The organism is Vibrio sp. STUT-A16 (genome assembly GCF_026000495.1).
Classification (GTDB): Bacteria; Pseudomonadota; Gammaproteobacteria; order Enterobacterales; family Vibrionaceae; genus Vibrio; species Vibrio diabolicus.
Genome location: NZ_AP026765.1, coordinates 2,063,434 through 2,079,609, shown reverse-complemented (window position 1 = coordinate 2,079,609; position 16,176 = coordinate 2,063,434). Strand labels below are relative to the sequence as shown.

Annotated in this window: 16 protein-coding genes; 7 read left to right on the top strand and 9 right to left on the bottom strand. The window is 45.2% G+C overall.

Going from position 1 to position 16,176, the window contains the following annotated elements; translation table 11 throughout:
* Positions 1-54: 54 nt before the first annotated feature.
* A complete protein-coding gene (locus OO778_RS10010) occupies positions 55-627 on the bottom strand; it encodes a DUF1415 domain-containing protein (protein ID WP_046874851.1) in 573 nt (190 codons plus the stop codon).
* A gap of 89 nt (positions 628-716) precedes the next feature.
* A complete protein-coding gene (locus OO778_RS10005) occupies positions 717-1,940 on the bottom strand; it encodes an MFS transporter (RefSeq protein WP_085343191.1) in 1,224 nt (407 codons plus the stop codon).
* A 106-nt stretch (positions 1,941-2,046) separates the two neighbouring features.
* Here OO778_RS10005 and OO778_RS10000 point away from each other — a divergent pair, with 106 nt between their 5' ends.
* Positions 2,047-2,916 carry a LysR family transcriptional regulator gene (locus tag OO778_RS10000; RefSeq protein ID WP_074191213.1) on the top strand — a complete coding sequence of 290 codons (870 nt, stop codon included), beginning with the start codon at positions 2,047-2,049 and terminating at the stop codon, positions 2,914-2,916.
* 27 nt (positions 2,917-2,943) lie between these two features.
* Here OO778_RS10000 and OO778_RS09995 read toward each other — a convergent pair whose 3' ends face one another.
* Positions 2,944-3,174 carry a glutaredoxin family protein gene (locus OO778_RS09995; RefSeq protein WP_005377871.1) on the bottom strand — a complete coding sequence of 77 codons (231 nt, stop codon included), beginning with the start codon at positions 3,172-3,174 and terminating at the stop codon, positions 2,944-2,946.
* A gap of 138 nt (positions 3,175-3,312) precedes the next feature.
* On the opposite strand from OO778_RS09995, the gene OO778_RS09990 reads away from it, so the two are divergent.
* Both OO778_RS09990 and rlmF read left to right on the top strand, forming a co-directional pair.
* On the top strand, positions 3,313-3,828 hold the full coding sequence (locus OO778_RS09990; RefSeq protein ID WP_047008672.1) for a M48 family metallopeptidase: 516 nt from the start codon (positions 3,313-3,315) through the stop codon (positions 3,826-3,828).
* Positions 3,815-4,942, top strand: a complete 1,128-nt coding sequence (gene rlmF, locus OO778_RS09985; RefSeq protein ID WP_074191214.1) for a 23S rRNA (adenine(1618)-N(6))-methyltransferase RlmF — start codon at positions 3,815-3,817, stop codon at positions 4,940-4,942. Before OO778_RS09990 ends, rlmF begins: the two co-directional genes overlap by 14 nt.
* 71 nt (positions 4,943-5,013) lie before the next feature.
* On the opposite strand, the gene OO778_RS09980 is transcribed toward rlmF, so the two are convergent.
* From OO778_RS09980 to OO778_RS09955, 6 genes are all read right to left on the bottom strand, one after another.
* The gene (locus OO778_RS09980) at positions 5,014-5,334 is read right to left on the bottom strand and encodes a hypothetical protein (RefSeq protein WP_083612668.1); all 321 of its coding nucleotides are present in this window, start codon (positions 5,332-5,334) and stop codon (positions 5,014-5,016) included.
* 70 nt (positions 5,335-5,404) lie between these two features.
* Positions 5,405-6,997, bottom strand: a complete 1,593-nt coding sequence (locus OO778_RS09975; RefSeq protein ID WP_074191215.1) for a S41 family peptidase — start codon at positions 6,995-6,997, stop codon at positions 5,405-5,407.
* Positions 6,998-7,360: 363 nt separating this feature from the next.
* A complete protein-coding gene (locus OO778_RS09970) occupies positions 7,361-8,125 on the bottom strand; it encodes a transcriptional regulator (protein WP_074191216.1) in 765 nt (254 codons plus the stop codon).
* Positions 8,126-8,155: 30 nt separating this feature from the next.
* A complete protein-coding gene (locus OO778_RS09965; RefSeq protein WP_074191217.1) occupies positions 8,156-8,830 on the bottom strand; it encodes a GntR family transcriptional regulator in 675 nt (224 codons plus the stop codon).
* Positions 8,831-8,982: 152 nt separating this feature from the next.
* Entirely contained in the window at positions 8,983-10,515 is a 1,533-nt protein-coding gene (locus OO778_RS09960) for an aldehyde dehydrogenase (NADP(+)) (RefSeq protein ID WP_074191218.1), read from the bottom strand.
* A gap of 21 nt (positions 10,516-10,536) precedes the next feature.
* Positions 10,537-11,538: a 4-hydroxyproline epimerase gene (locus tag OO778_RS09955; RefSeq protein WP_074191219.1), complete on the bottom strand. Its 1,002-nt coding sequence runs from the start codon at positions 11,536-11,538 to the stop codon at positions 10,537-10,539.
* Positions 11,539-11,647: 109 nt separating this feature from the next.
* On the opposite strand from OO778_RS09955, the gene OO778_RS09950 reads away from it, so the two are divergent.
* The 4 genes from OO778_RS09950 (at position 11,648) to OO778_RS09935 (ending at position 16,135) form a co-directional block, all read left to right on the top strand.
* Positions 11,648-12,904: an FAD-dependent oxidoreductase gene (locus OO778_RS09950; protein ID WP_258616412.1), complete on the top strand. Its 1,257-nt coding sequence runs from the start codon at positions 11,648-11,650 to the stop codon at positions 12,902-12,904.
* Between the two features lie 124 nt (positions 12,905-13,028).
* Entirely contained in the window at positions 13,029-14,102 is a 1,074-nt protein-coding gene (locus OO778_RS09945; protein WP_074191221.1) for an ABC transporter substrate-binding protein, read from the top strand.
* Between the two features lie 87 nt (positions 14,103-14,189).
* The gene (locus OO778_RS09940) at positions 14,190-15,164 is read left to right on the top strand and encodes an ornithine cyclodeaminase family protein (RefSeq protein WP_264909537.1); all 975 of its coding nucleotides are present in this window, start codon (positions 14,190-14,192) and stop codon (positions 15,162-15,164) included.
* A gap of 56 nt (positions 15,165-15,220) precedes the next feature.
* Entirely contained in the window at positions 15,221-16,135 is a 915-nt protein-coding gene (locus OO778_RS09935; protein WP_005377851.1) for a dihydrodipicolinate synthase family protein, read from the top strand.
* Positions 16,136-16,176: the final 41 nt, after the last annotated feature.

The window sequence follows — 16,176 nt, the reverse complement described above, 5'->3', positions numbered from 1 at the left end:
CCAAGGGCATTGCATCTAACTGGTGATAAATCTGCCTTTGGGGAATGGTGGTGCTTAACGAAATAGGTAAGGGAACAGCTTTTTACGTTCTTCCTCTGAAAGGGCGGAAACACGAGCGATGTTCGTATCGGGAATGGATTCAGGATCAGGATAGTGTTTTAGTACCTTTTCCATACTCTCTTCGCGAATCAAATGGAAGATCGGGTAAGGAGAACGATTGGTCAGGTTTTCGTCGTCTTCAGGCCTAGCGCCGCCAAAACAGTAATCAGGATGGAAAGTCGCTACTTGGAAAATGCCTTCCCAGTTTTGCTGCTTAATTAATCCTTCAACCCAATCGATACAAAAGTTGTAGTCCCAGAAATCTTGTAGCATGTTGGGAACCACAACCAACGTGGTCTCAAGTTGTTCGGGCTCTGTGTTACTCAGCTCAATCAGTTGCAATAAAATATCTTCAAGAAGCGTTTCTTCTTGAGTCGCTTCACTAACAAATATTTTGATTTGTTTATTACGTTGCGGCTTGGCAGCAAACGGACAAAGGTTGAGCCCGATTACCACATCGTTGAGCCATTGATCGACCTGTTGAGTGATCGCTTCGATATCTGTGTTTTGTGTTGAATGCGTTGACATACGACTTTCTGGTTTTTATTAAAGTAGCGCAAGCATAGCAGAGTTGGTTATCCAAGTAATCAGAGAGGTATTACGCAAATGAGCGTACCTTAGCTACTCTTTAAACTCGCTGCGTCAGGTGTTTGGTCAGTATGCTTTCTTTCGGCAATGTGTTTCAAATACGCAATCGCAGCAAACATCGCTAGGTAGACGGCGCTTCCCCCCATAAGAACACTCGACCAACCACCATGCTGCCAACAATAAAGAAGTAAGAATCCTCCTAAGCTACCGCCTACGTAGTAGTGTACTAAGTAGAGCGCTGTCGCGGTGGCTTTGGCGCGAGTGGCGTTCTGACCGACCCAACCGTAGGCGAGGGTATGAGTAAAGAAGGCACCAAAACTTATCAGCAACAACCCAAATAGCATTGCAGTCAAGCTTTCAACCGCCGCAATCCACATCCCCGTCATGCTCACTATCGCGCCCAAGAACATACCGAGGATTGAGGAATAACGTTTACTCCAGTGGCCTGCACAACGAGAGGAGAAAGTCCCTCCCAAGTAACAAATAAAGATCAGTGAGGCCAACCCGACGGGCACATTGTGAGGTTCACTCACCAGACGGAAACCCATGACGGAGTAAAGGTTTACGAACAAAGCAAAGTTGAGTCCTCCTATCAGCATCGCGAACCACACGCGTTGGTTTTTAAAATGACCAATAAGCGCACGATTTTGATGGCGCAAACTGCTTGATGACGGGGTGAAGTTGCGCTGTGTTGGCAATAAATAGTGAACACCAATGACACCAAGAAGAGTGAACACCATCATAACTTCAATGGCGACATCAACACTGAAATTGTCCGCCAATAAGCCGCCGCTAATACGTCCTGCGATACCGCCTAATGAGTTAGCCGCAATGTACGTTCCAATTGCCATCGAGAAGGCGTGCTTGTCGAGCTCTTCTGCCATGTAAGCCACGGCGACCGCAGCAAAAGCCGCGAGCGCGACGCCGATCAGTGCTCGACATACCACCAAAAACAGGAATGAGTCACCAAACAGCATCAAAGCAGAAAGGGTAGGAATCGAAAACAGACCAACCATCATAACTGGCTTTCGTCCCACTGATTCTGATAACACAGCCATTGGGACGAGGCTAAAAGAGAGAGCCAGTGTTGAGGCCGCAAATAACCAGTTCACTTGCGTTTCTGAGATCGTGAAAATTTGAGCAAAAGTGGGCAGCATTGGCTGTAGTAGGTATAAATTTGAAAAAACCAAGAAGGAACCAAGCGCTAGCGAGAGCGTAATGCGTTTGTATTCCGGTGTGCCAAAACTGACCATGAATCCTGCCTAATGTGAGCAAATGGAGAGACTGTGATCAATCTATCAGTTCGTTGTAAATTAAAAAAATATATTAAAAATATAGACACCATATATTTTTGATCTAATGGAATCGAAACAACTTAAACATTTTCTGGCGGTCGCTGAACATGGAAACATTACCCATGCGGCGAAAGCCCTGCATATTGCCCAGCCCGCATTAAGCATTTCTATCAAAAAGTTTGAGCAGTCTTTGGGCGTTACCCTATTTCGCCGTGATGATAAAAAAATCAGCTTAACGAAAGAGGGCGAAACGCTACTTGTACATGCCAAGCGGGTGATTCAACAGTTGCACGACGCGCAGCTCGCGATTGATGAGTTGAAAGGTTTAGCGAAAGGCGAAGTACGACTCGGGACGCCATCAATGATGGGCAGTTATTTCTTTCCACGAGTTGTGATGGCGTTTAAAAGCCAGTTCCCGGAGTTAAAATTGACCTTGGTCGAAGCTGGGACTCAATCGATTCGTCGTATGCTGCTCAATGGTCAACTCGATATCGGTGTGATCAGTTGTGATAACGTGCCTGATGACCTAGAAACTGACCATTTGTTTACTAGCCAAATGGTCGCCGTTGTTTCACCTGAGCATGAGTTAGCCCAGCGACACGCTCTTACTTTTGATGAGTTCTTTGAACACGATTTGGTTATGTTTCAGCATGGCTATTTTCACCGTGAATTTTTGGATCAGGTGAGTGAGGAGCATGGGTTTACCATGAAGTCATCATTCGAAACCAACTTACTGCCTTTGATTTTGAGTATTGTGAAACAAGAGTTTGCGATTACCGCGTTACTGGAATTGGTGACCCAACATGAGTCAGGCGTTGTTGGCGTGCCGTTTGAACCACCAGTGACGCTGGATCTGGCACTTGCTTGGCGCAAGCAGGGGTATTTATCAATAGCAGATCGAACGTTTATCGACTTTATCAAGCGCTACGTTTAAACGCAGCGCAGATTCATTGTTCGAGCACTAGTCGCCTTTGTACATCTTCTCGAAGTTCTTTGGGTTCCAGCCAATCATTACCCGATCACCAATTTTTAAAACTGGCACTGAACGAGCACCAAGCGCATCAAGTTCTTTGCGACCGCGTTGCATCTTAGCATTGCACAAACGATAGTTAATATTTTTCGAATCCAGATAACGTTGAGCATCTTTGCAGTGAGGGCATTTGTCTTTGACGTAAAGGACGACACGTTTCATTGAGTTTCTCTCCATTATCATTGGGAGGCGAAGTTTAACGGCCTTTCACCATAAATGAAAGGCGAAAGCTAAGGTGAAACTGTCCTTTATCTCAGGTATATTGAGCGCCTTTATTTTGTCATAACAGACGTTAATTCTATGCATCCGTCACTTCGATACATTCAAGGCTACCCACAAAACATCGTAGAGCAGGTGAGCTCATTGATAGCGAGTGGCAAGTTTGTTCCTTGGTTCGAAAAGCGTTATCCCGATAGGCACCAAATCAAAAGCGAAAGGGCGCTCTATGAGTACGCCATGGCAATCAAAAACTGCTACATGAAGAAAGCCGCGCCAATCAGTAAAGTTGTCTACGATAAGAAAATTCACGCGGTAAACAACGCGCTTGGTTTGCACAGTGTAATCAGTAGAAACCATGGCGGTAAGCTGAAGTCGAAAAACGAGATTCGCATTGCCAATGTATTTAAAGATGCGCCCGAGCCACTATTAAGAATGCTGGTGGTACATGAGTTGGCGCATACTCGTGAGAAAAACCACGACAAGGCGTTCTATCAGCTATGTTGCTATATGGAGCCTGAGTATCACCAACTCGAATTTGATGCTCGTTTGTTTATGATTTACCTCGATTTAAAAGCGAATTTGAATGAAGAACAATAATCACAACGCGAAGCAAGCAAAGCCAAAGACTTCAAAGGCGGCTCAGAATAAAGACGCGAATAAAGCCAAGCCGAAGCGTGTTAAAGACAAAGTTGCGCGCAAATCCCCGCAGCCTGCAGGAAAGAGCGAAGTCGAGTTCATAAAAATAGCGAAGAATGGTTTGCATGAGCGTAATGTTCATCGAGGTCGTTACGATTTTAAAAAACTCGTGGAAAGTGAACCTCAGTTAAAGCCATTCGTTATCAAAAATCCGAAAGGGGAAGACTCCATAAACTTCTCTGATCCTAACGCTGTCAAAATGCTCAATAAAGCATTGCTTGCTGCGTATTATGGTATCGAGTTCTGGGACATTCCCGACACCTATCTTTGCCCACCGATTCCGGGCCGCGCTGATTACATTCACCGAGTGGCAGAACTACTTGATAGTGAAGTAAAAGGTCAGTACGCGCACCAAAAAGTGAAAGCGTTGGACATTGGCGTGGGAGCAAACTGTATTTATCCGATTGTTGGTGTAACAAAATACGGTTGGCACTATACGGGCAGCGATGTCGATCCAAAATCCATCCAATCGGCTCAAACGATCGTAGAGCACAATCGTGTTTTGACGGGAAAAATTGCACTAATACAGCAACACAATGATGCCAATATTTATCGAGGTATCATTCAACCGAATGATCGTTATGATGTGACGACATGTAATCCGCCATTCCATCGTTCGGCGGAAGATGCCGCTATGGGCAGCCAGCGTAAAATCGATAATCTAAAAGCAAACCAGCGTAAGAAGGGGCTAAAACCTCAAACCGCACAAGTAAAGACAAGTAAACCTGCGTTGAATTTTGGCGGTCAAAACGCTGAATTGTGGTGTGAAGGCGGAGAAGCGGCGTTTATCCGAAAAATGGCGAATGAAAGCCAAGCTTTTGCTGCGCAGGTCTTGTGGTTTACGACACTTATATCCAAAAAAGACAACGTTCGCCCGATGCGCAAGCAGCTTGAAAAATTGGGTGTGAAAGCCATTCGTGTGGTTGAAATGAGTCAAGGACAGAAAGTGAGCCGCTTTGTAGCTTGGTCATACATGGATAAGCAACAGCGTAAAGCATGGATTGAATTAAAGTAACATTGACCGTTTCACACTGAGCAATAAAGTAGAAAGCCCGCTGATATCAGCGGGCTTCTATTTTGGGAGATCTAAAACTTAATGATGGGCTCACAATCTAGTGAACTGAGAGTGACAAAGGTATCTGTTTTGGCGTAGTACAAGCCACAGTTTTCACCTCTTATCTGCAACGTATATTGGTCTGGAAGATCCGTATAGCTGCCATCCAACAGTTGATTGTTGTTGCCTTTTACTCGTCCTTTTTCAATCAACAAATGCGGTGAGGATTCAAATACGTTATTCGCGATTATAGGTGCTGGTGTCCCTTGGATTTCTGCGATCGCGTTTTGAATCTCTATGACTGTTTCCGGAGAGTTCTTTTTACTCAATGCTTCAACGGGTTCTTGTGACATAGCTTGGCATCCTATCAAAGAAATCGAAGTGCCTAAGAAAAGCGCAACCCGAATCAGCATTCGTAAAAAGTTAGTTGATCTCAACATGAATTGCCTCTGTTCGTAGCGGAGAGCGAAGATCGCTTAGCTCCGGAGATGAAATGTTACGCGGCATGGCGTTGAAACTTGAAGGGGATACTGGCGGACAGGTTCCTGTTTCCATGTAGTTTAGCGCCGCAGAAAGCATACCTTCAGACGGATCGCCTAATGGTTTTGTTAGGTCATCATTGACCCAGCAACCTTCCACTCTATTGTTTAAGCCAAGCTCGGTATTGATTTGGCTCTTTGGAGTAGGAATAAAACCATCAGCGAAGTCGCCAAATTTTTTCTCGTTCGCCGACTTGAACTGAATAGTGTAGTACATAGTGCCGCAGTTTTGCTCTGGTGAGAACCCATACGGTTTACCTGTGGTTCTTGAACCTATTTGGATAACCTCCACATCAATGCCGCGCAAAGCGTTGATTAACAGTTCACTTGAGGAAGCCGTGCCTCCTGAAGTCAGCACATATACGCGCTTTTTGTTCAGTGTCGGCAGCATTTGGTCCGAATACTTTTGTGCTGCCCAGTCTATTGCTAGATTCGTAAAGCGATAGATGTTATCCCCATCTTTAATGGTACGCATCACTTTGTCGTTGTGAATTAACTCACTGAAGACTCGGTTCTGACCAGCACCGCTTAGCATGTAGCCTACTTGCGAGGACTGAAGGACTAAGCCACCACCGTTGTAACGTAAATCAACGACGATCTCGTCAACATTCTCTGCCGAGAGCGTACTGAACGCCTCAATAAGTGGGGCTTGAGCGCTTGGTTCAAAGGAGTTGTATTGTAGATAGCCGATCTGCATACCATTGTGTGCGATCACTTTGGCATTTTTAACTGGAGAAGTCATGACATCAGAGGCGGTAAGCGTCACGGTTTTCTCTAGGCCGTCAACACTCTCAAATGTGAAGGTGTAATCTTGATTGATGTCAGGGTTAAATAGAGTTTTATTAATAAAATCAATGTCGGACTGACTACCGGTGTTAACAACATCAATATTATTGATTTTTAGAAGCTTATCACCACGAGCAATGCCGCTTCTATCAGCTGGAGAGGCTTCTTCAGTGTAGGAAATACGAACGTCTCTAGGTTGTACGCCGCGTAGGAATGCCCAGTTAAAACCAAATCCAGCGACTAAACCAGATTGCGATGATTTCATCTCATCTTCATAAGGGACGGTAAAGTGGAAGCGATCTTTCGGTTTACCAGTCGTGGTAGTAGCAGAGGTGACCAGTGTGTTGAAGTAATCCGTCACGGTTTTGTAGTTTGCTGGATTATTATCAGGAACTTCGTCATACCAAAGGTAAGTTTCGTTAGTAAAAGCTCTTAAAAAGAGTTTTTCGTGTAAAGCAGAACCTAATTCATCTGGATAGGCGGCATAATTGTTATATGGGTCTCGACCCACTCGTGGGGTTTCACATTGGTTGACAAACGAGCTTGATGGTTGGCTAAAATCACCGGCTTTCCATGTTGGTCCGGTTGCGCTGCTAGTTGACGGAGTAGATGAACCATCACCGCCGCCACCGCCACAACCTTGTAATAATGCGAGAGTGACTGCCGTTGCTAAAGAATACTTAAATTTCACTTTTCTATGTCCTTATAAATAATAGAATTATAATTATCTGTTTTGCTTTTGTTTTTATTAGCTAAGTGAATGTATTAATTTAATTCGTTCGTCTGCAAATTTATATTTAAAGAGTGTGAGGTAAATAACGTAAAAATGTTTATCTTTTATTCTTATAAATCCATTAGTTATTCCTTAAGTTCCTTAGTAGTTTCAGCGTAATAATAAGGAAAAAACAAAGATGAAATGGAGGGTTCTCTTAGTCGACTAATTGTTGTTTGCTAAATAGAAAGTAAGTTTCGGGACGGGAAACTCTACTTATTAGAGATTTGGTAGGAATAAATGATGCGTTCTAGGTTTGGGGTAAATTTTTAATCTGATGTTTTAATTTATTTTAGTCAATTGGGCGACGTGCTTTAACAGGCTTCCATCAATATCCGGCAAGTCATCTGCGAAAAATATCTGAGCGCCAGGAGTGCAGCGCATTAATATATTTGTTAGTTCACCTTCGTTGTTGGAAGTGTTAACTGCGTTAAGTTTCGCTAATTTATTACAAAGCTCGTCCTCTATTTGCACTTTTTGCTCTTCGGTGAGCCTAATACGACCCACACACACACCTGCGTTGATGTTATGAGAAAGCGACTCTTGTTGAAATCGCTCTTTGAATAAGGTGTCCAATGCGGTACCTTCTTCCATAATAAATCGACGACCAGAACGGTAAAATAAGCCGTCTCCGAAGTTCTCCACATACCCTAGAATTTCCGCGATACGCAAATAGAATCGTAAGCTTGTATCAGAAATTCCGTAAGTTTGGGCTATCTCTTGCGGTTTAATATCGCGAGAAGTCAGCATATAAATAAAATCGAGTAAATAGGGATGCTCAACGAAAAGGGCGCTCTCTTCATCTGTTAGCATTTGCTCGTTTTGGTGCTGAAGCTCGTTGGCTAAGGTTGCGAGTTCGATGAGATCGGTATTCAGGTAGTTCAGATAAATAAGTACTTTATCCAAACCTAAAGCCGGATTATGTAGGTGGCGTTTAATACTAGATAGAGGGATGCCACTTTTCTCTGACAAGGAATTGTAGCAAAGCCCTTCTTCTTTAATCTTTTGTCGTAGCGCTGCGAGTAAAAACTTTGGTCCAACATTCATCCTTGAATATCACCTTATTCGTTATTCCGTTTACTGGCTGATATTTTGCCTTTCAAGCAGCAGGTTTCGAATCGCAGTGCCTGCTTCTAGAATGTGTTTTTTCAGCAGGTACTTGGCGCCTTCTATATCGCGATTTTGGCACATTTCAAACAAGCTTAAGTGCTCTTCTTCTGCCTTTTTAATGCCTGCTGTAAACAATAGCTGCATGCGTATGTATCGGTCACACTTTGTGTTCAGGTTGTAAATGACGTCCATAGTTTCAGGCATGTTGGCTGGAGCATATAGGGCTTTATGGAACTCGTAGTTGTAGTTGCTCCATTCTTCTACTTCGTCGCCACTGTTCACTACTGACTCGAAACGTTCGCGAACTTCTCGCGCGCGTTCTAGGTCAGCGTCCGTCATGTTCTGAATCGCACGCTCTAAAATGTGGCACTCCACGACAGCGCGCAGTTCAAATAGCTCATTGATTTTCTCTGGAGATAGCTCGGTGACCGTCGCACCTTTGTGAGGTTCAAAGCTAACGAGTCCTTGTGCTTCCAATTGAACTAACGCTTCACGCACAGGGATTCGGCTAACATTAAACTCTTTTGCTAACGCATCTTGACGTAAAGGTTGACCAGTTTTTAACTCGCCCTTCAAGATCTGAGTTCGAATTGCTTCCTCAACGAGCTGAGTGCGCGTTTTAAAAACAGGTTTCTGTGACATTGAAGTCTCCCGTTAAATTAATATTGTATCCAATCCATTTTACTTTAGTAGTTTATTGTTTTTCTGGCACAAACCAACTAGGAAAGAAGGTTTTGAGAAGTAGAGTGAAATAAAAGGCATCAGTTGATGCCTTTTTGAGCCATTTGGTGAGCTTATTGGGACACTCTGCCATCTATGGCGCGTTGAATACCCAGTGGGTTTGACGCTTTTAATGAATCTGGTAATAAAGATTCTGGCAAAGCTTGATAAGCTACGGGACGCAACCAACGATGAATAGCCTCCGCTCCGACAGATGTTGAGGCAGAATTGGTTGAAGCCGGATATGGTCCACCATGAACCATAGCGTAACCAACCTCGACGCCAGTTGGCCAACCGTTGAATACAATGCGTCCCGCGATTTCTTCCAAACTTGGAAGCAGTTGCTTGGCTTGTTCTTCGTCTTCAGCGGTAGCGTGAAGGGTTGCGGTGAGCGAGCCAGTCAGTGAATCACTCAGTTTCAACATGTCATCGAAATCTTCACAGATTACGATTAACGATTGAGGACCAAATATTTCTTCCTCCCATTGTGGGTTTTTACGCCAGTTTTTACTGTCCGTCACGAACAGTACTGGTGCGACATTGGCCACTTCTGCTTGTTCAGAGCGAGTTACATTAATGCCTGTTTCGGAAGCTCGTTTATCCACTTCGGATTCATACGTTTCTCGGATTCCTTGCGTTAGCAAAGTGGCCGTTGATTGTTGTCGAATTAACCCTTGAGCGGTTTCGATAAAGGCTTGCGTTTCTGGGCCATTCAAGACAAATACAACGCCGGGTTTTGTACAAAATTGTCCACAGCCCAAGGTCATAGAAGCCACAAACTCTTCAGCCAATGATGCGTTTGCTCGTATGGCTGAAGGGAGAATAAATGTTGGGTTAATCGCCCCTAGTTCGCCATAGAAGGGGATTGGCTCTGATCTTTGCTGAGCTAGGTTAAACAGCGCACGGCCACCACCGACTGAGCCTGTAAACCCAACCCCTTTAATTTTTGGATGGGTAACGAGTGCTTGGCCAAGTGCGCGTTTGTTGCCTTGCAATAGCGTGAAGATGGCTTGCGGTAAGCACTCTTTCTCAAGTGCAGCCTCAATACACTCAGCAACAAGTTGACTGGTGCCAGGGTGGGCGGTATGGCCTTTTACAATCACAGGACAGCCAGCCGCAAGTGCCGACGCAGTATCACCACCTGCCGTAGAAAATGCGAGCGGAAAATTAGACGCACCAAACACGGCGACAGGGCCAATCGCGATTTGTTGACGGCGAATATCTGGTTTTGGCAGTGGTTGACGGTTTGGGTTTGGCGTATCGAAAATTGCTTGATGGTGATTGCCCGATCTCACGACCTCGGCAAATAGTCGTAATTGGTTCGCGGTACGTCCTATTTCACCGCTTAAACGTGCTTCGGGAAGGGCAGTTTCTAAATGAGCACGAGCAACGATTTCTTCACTCTTCACTTCCAATTCAGAGGCGATAGAGCAAAGTAAGCTCGCTCGCTTTGCATTGCTTAGTTGGCGAAACTCACGCGCAACGCTTTGGGCGGCTGAGGCGGCTTGATTAACTTTTTGCTCTCCATGCACCGGAAACGCTGTGGGTAGAGGCTCACCAGTAAAGGCGTTGACTGCGTAAAAAGTGGTTGGTTCTTGTGGGTTCATCATTCTTCCTTACTATCCTTATTACTTCACTTCAAATCCGTACGCATATGGGTCTGCATCGTCTACCCATATCGTGTTGTGACCGTATACTTGTGCCCATCCTTCAATACTTGGCAAAATAGCGGCTTTGCCATTTACTTCGGTGATGCCTTCTATACGTCCTTGAAATAGGCTGCCGATGATACTTTCGTGAACAAAGTCTTCTTCTTGATTGAGTTTGCCTCTTGCATGCCATTGCGCCATGCGTGCACTTGTTCCCGTACCACATGGCGAGCGATCCAACGCTTTGTCGCCGTAAAACACAGCATTTCGAGCGGTGGCGTTTTCTTGAGTGGGCTCTCCGGTCCATAGCACGTGAGAAACACCGCACACTGTCGGATCTTCTGGATGTACGCACTCAACCGCTCGAGATACCGCTTCGCGAACTTTTGGAGAAAGCATCAAAATTTCATCTGGAGAGTAGTGTTCAAGTCCGGCGTAGTTTTCTTGAGGGTCGACGATTACGTAATAGTTTCCGCCATAAGCAACATCGACAGTGAGCCCACCTAAGCCCTCTATGTCCACGGTTACGTCTTGGTGGGCAAGGTAAGCCGGTACGTTAAATATCTTTACCGACGTGACCTTGTCACCTTTTGTTTGGTAGTGCACTTCGATTTGTCCTGCTGGGACATCAAGTATCAAACGACCTTCTTTTTTGGGAGTGATAAGGCGATTTTCGATAGCGGTGGTGACGGTTCCAATGGTGCCGTGGCCACACATTGGTAAGCAGCCACTGGTTTCAATAAACAGAATTGAAGCGTCTGCGTTATCGCTGCAAGGAGGCAAGACAACTGACCCCGACATCATTGAGTGTCCGCGAGGCTCAAACATGAGTGCCTGACGAATCCAGTCATAATGCTCAAGAAAGTATTGGCGCTTTTCGCTCATGGTATTGCCTTCGAGTGGAGGCACACCGCCTGCGACCAGCCTAACTGGGTTGCCGCAGGTGTGGGCATCAATACAGAAAAAAGTTCCTTGTCTCATTTTTCGCTCCTTGCTGAAAAAATGGTTGAATTAAACAACAGTGATGTTAACGTAATGTAAAATATATTGTATACAATCTACGTTTTCAAGTGTGACTCGGAGCATATTTATGTTGGTCAAGGATGAAACCAAAAAGGAAAGGATCGCCGTGATAGGTGCGGGGATTATTGGCTTATCAATTGGATTGAAGTTGCAGCAGCAAGGTTATCAAGTCACAATTTTTGATCCCAACGGCGTGGGGAATGGATGCTCTAAGGGAAATGCAGGTCATATCGCGACTGAGCAAATCTTCCCTCTTGCAACGCCAGCGCTGCTTCCACAATTACCTAAAATGCTGCTAGATCCCAAAAGTCCGGTTTCGATCCGTTGGCAAGATATTCCAAACACAATCGGGTGGATGATTCGTTTTCTATTACAAACAAAGCCATCAGCCGCGAAGCGGGCAAAAAACGCGATTAAGAGTCTTAACGAGCGGTCAGTGGCAAGTTGGCGTGACGTGCTTGATTCAATCGGAAAAGCACATCTAATAAAAATGAATGGTTCATTGCTCACTTTTGAAAACGAGAAACTGTTTAAAGACTACCAAAGTACGCTTAACTCACTGGCTAAAAACGGTGTGGCGTATCAAGTTTGGACACAAGAGGCGATTCGAGAGCGGATACCTGATCTCAGCCATAAGGTTCGTGTCGGAGTCTTTTTTCCCGAAACAGGTCATACGCTAGACCCTTATCAGCTCTCTGCTGAGCTAAGTGAAGCCTTTGAAGTTCTTGGCGGTAAGGTTTTACAAAAAGGTGTATCTGCGTTGGCGAAAAATGGCGATGTGCTGGTTGAGTCTCAAACACATTCATTTGACCGAATCATTGTTGCCGCAGGTGTACATTCTAAGCCTTTGATACGGCAACTAACCGGAGTCAAAGTGCCTATTCAAGCCGAGCGTGGTTATCACCTAATGGTGGATGACAAGCGTGATGTATTGCCATTTCCTATTAGCTCTGCCGATAGAAAATTCATCATGACTCCTATGTCAGGTGGGTTACGCTTGGCAGGCACTGTTGAGTATGCCGATGTAGAGTCACCACCCAATATGAAACGTTCAGAAATGCTTTTTCAGTTAGGTGATGAGATGTTTGAATCGGGGTTACATCCACTCAAGCAAGGAGAAAAGTGGATGGGGAATCGGCCTTCAACAGTCGACTCGTTACCGGTTATTGATAGCACTTGGGATGGAAATGTATTACTGGCATTTGGTCACCAACACCTTGGATTAACTCAAGCGGCGATTACGGCAGATCTCCTTTTAGAGCTTATCGAAGGAAAGCCGACATCGATTGATCTTTCACCTTTTTCACTACAACGATTTGCCTGAAAAATTTAATATTAAATATTGTATAAAATATATTAAATGCTAATGTTAACTTAATTTTAACAAAAACTGGTATCCAACAGCCGTACTCGGATGCCTCCAGAAAAACAACCAAAAGGAGTAATACATGTCACGAATGACCAAAGCACCATTGGCGCTGTTGATTTCAGGAATGCTGTTGGGGACCTCTGCTTATGCTGAAGACAAATTGACGGTCGTATCTTGGGGTGGTGCATTCACCAAGAGCCAAGTGGAGGCATATCATAAGCCTTTCATTAAAAAAACAGGTGTTGAGATCGTATCCGAGGATTTCAGTGGCGGATTAGCCGAAATTAAAGCGCAGGTGGAAGCGAACAACGTGCGCTGGGATTTGGTTTCTCTCGACAAGCCGGACATTGTTCGTGGTTGCGCCGAAGGGTTACTAGAACCAGTGAACCCAAGTATTTTGCCTCCGGGCGCAGATGGAACACCAGCACAAGAGGATTTCATTGATGGTGCGATTCACGAATGCGCAATCAATACCATCGTAGTGTCCACTGTATTAGCGGTGAACGAAGACGCGTTTAAAGGTAAGGCTTTGCCTAGCAAGTTGACCGATCTCTTTGACCTAAAAACTTTTCCAGGTCGACGTGCATTGCAAAAACAACCTCAGGGCAATCTTGAGTGGGCACTATTGGCTGATGGTGTAAAGCCAGAAGAGGTCTACAGCCTGCTCGAAACCGAAGCGGGGCGTGAGCGTGCTTTTGCTAAGTTGGATACGATCAAATCAGAAGTGCTGTGGTGGACAACAGGTGCCCAGCCACCTCAAATGCTTGCTGACAAAGAAGTGGTGATCGCCTCGGCGTTTAACGGCCGAATTCACAATGCCCGTAAAGATGAAGGTCAACCATTTCGGATTATATGGGACCGTCAAATGGGTTACATGAATGGATGGGCAATACCTAAAGGGAGTGATAACACAAAGCTTGCATTGGACTTCATCGCTTTTTCTTCAGGAACAAAACCATTAGCTGATCAAGCTAAGTACGTTGCCTACGGGCCTACGCGTAAATCGTCTTCGGCGGAGGTGAGCCCAGACATTTTAGCGAACCTTCCTACCGCACCTCAAAACTTCCAAACCGCCTTCCTGATTAACGATGAATGGTGGTCAGACTACGCGGATGAACTAAATGAAGAGTTCAATACCTGGCTGCTTAACTAGGCGTTAATTTTTGTATGGGGCCGAGTTTTCATCCATAAGCGAGGTTCCGTACTTTTCCTCAACCGTATTTATGTTTTCGGAGAAATAATGAAAGTCATCGAAGCACAGCAAGTCGCGCAATGTTTAACAATGGAGTCTCTTATTGAAACGATGCGTGAAATGTACTCGCGGCCAGCAACAATACCTCAACGCCGAGTCATGCCCTTAGAAGAGGGAGAATACGAGGCGTTTGCGCTACTTCCAGCTTGGAACCAGGAGTTGATTGCGGTGAAAGCCTTTACGTATTTCCCGCATAACCCTGAGCAAGGCAAAGATACGCTTGCATCTAAGCTGCTTGTTTTTAGACGAAACGATGGTGAGCCGCTCGCACTCGTGGACGGTAAAGTTTTAACGTTTTGGCGCACCGCCGCAGCTTCTGCGTTGGCAGCGGACTATTTGGCGCGTCCCGATGCTGATCGTCTGTTGATCTGCGGAACGGGCAATCTTGCGCCTTATTTTGCGTGGGCATACGCTGCGGTTCGCCCACTTAAGCAGGTTTATATTTGGGGGCGTAACTCAGATAAAGCCGAGGCGACGGTAGATGCCATTGTGTCATCTTCAGAGTATCAGTCGCTTCCTGATGAGTGTCGGTTCCGTGTTTCAGTCGTAGAAAATGTGGACCACGTTATCAAACACGTTGACATCATCAGCTGTATTACCGCATCAGCAGAGCCTTTGTTTAATGGCGCAGACGTGCAGCCGGGCACCCATATTGATTTGGTCGGTAATCATGACTTGGATAAGCGTGAATGCGACTCCGAAGCAGTGCAACGAGCACAGGTGTATGTTGATAGCCGTATTAATGTATTAGCCGAAGCGGGCGATCTTCTCATTCCAATTCAAGAGGGCGTGTTCACGTCAGACGATATTAAAGGGGAATTACCGCAGCTTTGCGCCCAACAAATCTCAGGACGTCAAAACGATGAGGTCATTACTTTATACAAATCAGTTGGCAGTGCTTTGGCTGATTTGGCCGCTGTAAAGGCGGTGTTGTTAGAAAATGGCATAGATAGCCATGCCTGAGCATTTTTGCTCGCTCACTTAAATTGCATACAATATACATATAAGGAAAGTAGTTCATGAAAATTGATTGGAAAGGTGTTTATCCGGCGGTCAGTACGCAATTTCGTCAAGATCAGTCAATCGACTTAGACGCAACGCAAACTGTTATAGATAACCAAATTAAAGATGGTGTGAATGGCATTATCTGCTTGGGTACTGTCGGTGAGAACTGTGCGTTGTACCCGGAGGAGAAACGCCAGGTCTTGCAAGCGGCAAAAGAAGTCGTAAATGGCCGTGTGCCTTTGATTGCTGGTACAGCAGAGTCTATTACCACAGCAGCTGTTGATTACATGCAGGATGCGTACAAAATTGGTATCGATGGTTGTATGGTGATGCCTGCCATGGTTTACCGCACGTCTGAGAGCGAAACGTTCGAATATTACCGCACGCTAGCAGAAGCAACGCCAGAAATGCCAATCATGATTTACAACAACCCGGTTGCTTATGGTGTCGATGTAAACCTCGACATCATGGCGAAACTGGCTGAGTTTGAAAGTATTGTAGCTATCAAAGAGTCGACCACTGATACTCGTCGTATCACCGAGCTTTACAATAAATTTGATGACCGCTTTACCGTGTTCAGTGGTGTTGATGACATCGCTCTTGAATCACTGATGCTAGGTGCGACCGGCTGGATTTCTGGTTTAACCAACGCATTCCCAGAAGAGTCCGTTGCGATTTATAAACTGGCAAGCCAAGGTCGTTATGCTGAAGCGTTAGAGATCTACCGTTGGTTCTTACCCCTACTGCGTTTAGACACCATTCCTACGCTGGTTCAGTGCATAAAATTGGCCGAGCAAGTCTGCGGACGTGGCTCTGAACAAGTTCGTGCGCCACGCCAACTCTTACAAGGTGAAGAGCGTCAACAAGTCATTCAAATGGTTGAACATGCGTTAGAAACCCGCTTAGACCTATCCAAATACAATCTGTAATTGTGCTGTTTAGTAGAGCGTTAACTGACGCTCTACTCATT

Excerpts from the sequence above, each read along its gene's own strand:
- OO778_RS09990 (WP_047008672.1), top strand. The coding sequence starts at position 3,313 with ATGCATCCGTCACTTCGATACATTCAAGGCTACCCACAAAACATCGTA.
- OO778_RS09960 (WP_074191218.1), bottom strand. The coding sequence starts at position 10,515 with ATGAACCCACAAGAACCAACCACTTTTTACGCAGTCAACGCCTTTACT.
- OO778_RS09980 (WP_083612668.1), bottom strand. The coding sequence starts at position 5,334 with ATGTCACAAGAACCCGTTGAAGCATTGAGTAAAAAGAACTCTCCGGAA.
- OO778_RS09970 (WP_074191216.1), bottom strand. The coding sequence starts at position 8,125 with ATGAATGTTGGACCAAAGTTTTTACTCGCAGCGCTACGACAAAAGATT.
- OO778_RS09950 (WP_258616412.1), top strand. The coding sequence starts at position 11,648 with ATGTTGGTCAAGGATGAAACCAAAAAGGAAAGGATCGCCGTGATAGGT.
- OO778_RS09940 (WP_264909537.1), top strand. The coding sequence starts at position 14,190 with ATGAAAGTCATCGAAGCACAGCAAGTCGCGCAATGTTTAACAATGGAG.
- OO778_RS09935 (WP_005377851.1), top strand. The coding sequence starts at position 15,221 with ATGAAAATTGATTGGAAAGGTGTTTATCCGGCGGTCAGTACGCAATTT.
- OO778_RS10000 (WP_074191213.1), top strand. The coding sequence starts at position 2,047 with ATGGAATCGAAACAACTTAAACATTTTCTGGCGGTCGCTGAACATGGA.
- OO778_RS09995 (WP_005377871.1), bottom strand. The coding sequence starts at position 3,174 with ATGAAACGTGTCGTCCTTTACGTCAAAGACAAATGCCCTCACTGCAAA.
- OO778_RS09945 (WP_074191221.1), top strand. The coding sequence starts at position 13,029 with ATGTCACGAATGACCAAAGCACCATTGGCGCTGTTGATTTCAGGAATG.
- OO778_RS09965 (WP_074191217.1), bottom strand. The coding sequence starts at position 8,830 with ATGTCACAGAAACCTGTTTTTAAAACGCGCACTCAGCTCGTTGAGGAA.
- OO778_RS09955 (WP_074191219.1), bottom strand. The coding sequence starts at position 11,538 with ATGAGACAAGGAACTTTTTTCTGTATTGATGCCCACACCTGCGGCAAC.
- OO778_RS10010 (WP_046874851.1), bottom strand. The coding sequence starts at position 627 with ATGTCAACGCATTCAACACAAAACACAGATATCGAAGCGATCACTCAA.
- OO778_RS10005 (WP_085343191.1), bottom strand. The coding sequence starts at position 1,940 with ATGGTCAGTTTTGGCACACCGGAATACAAACGCATTACGCTCTCGCTA.
- rlmF (WP_074191214.1), top strand. The coding sequence starts at position 3,815 with ATGAAGAACAATAATCACAACGCGAAGCAAGCAAAGCCAAAGACTTCA.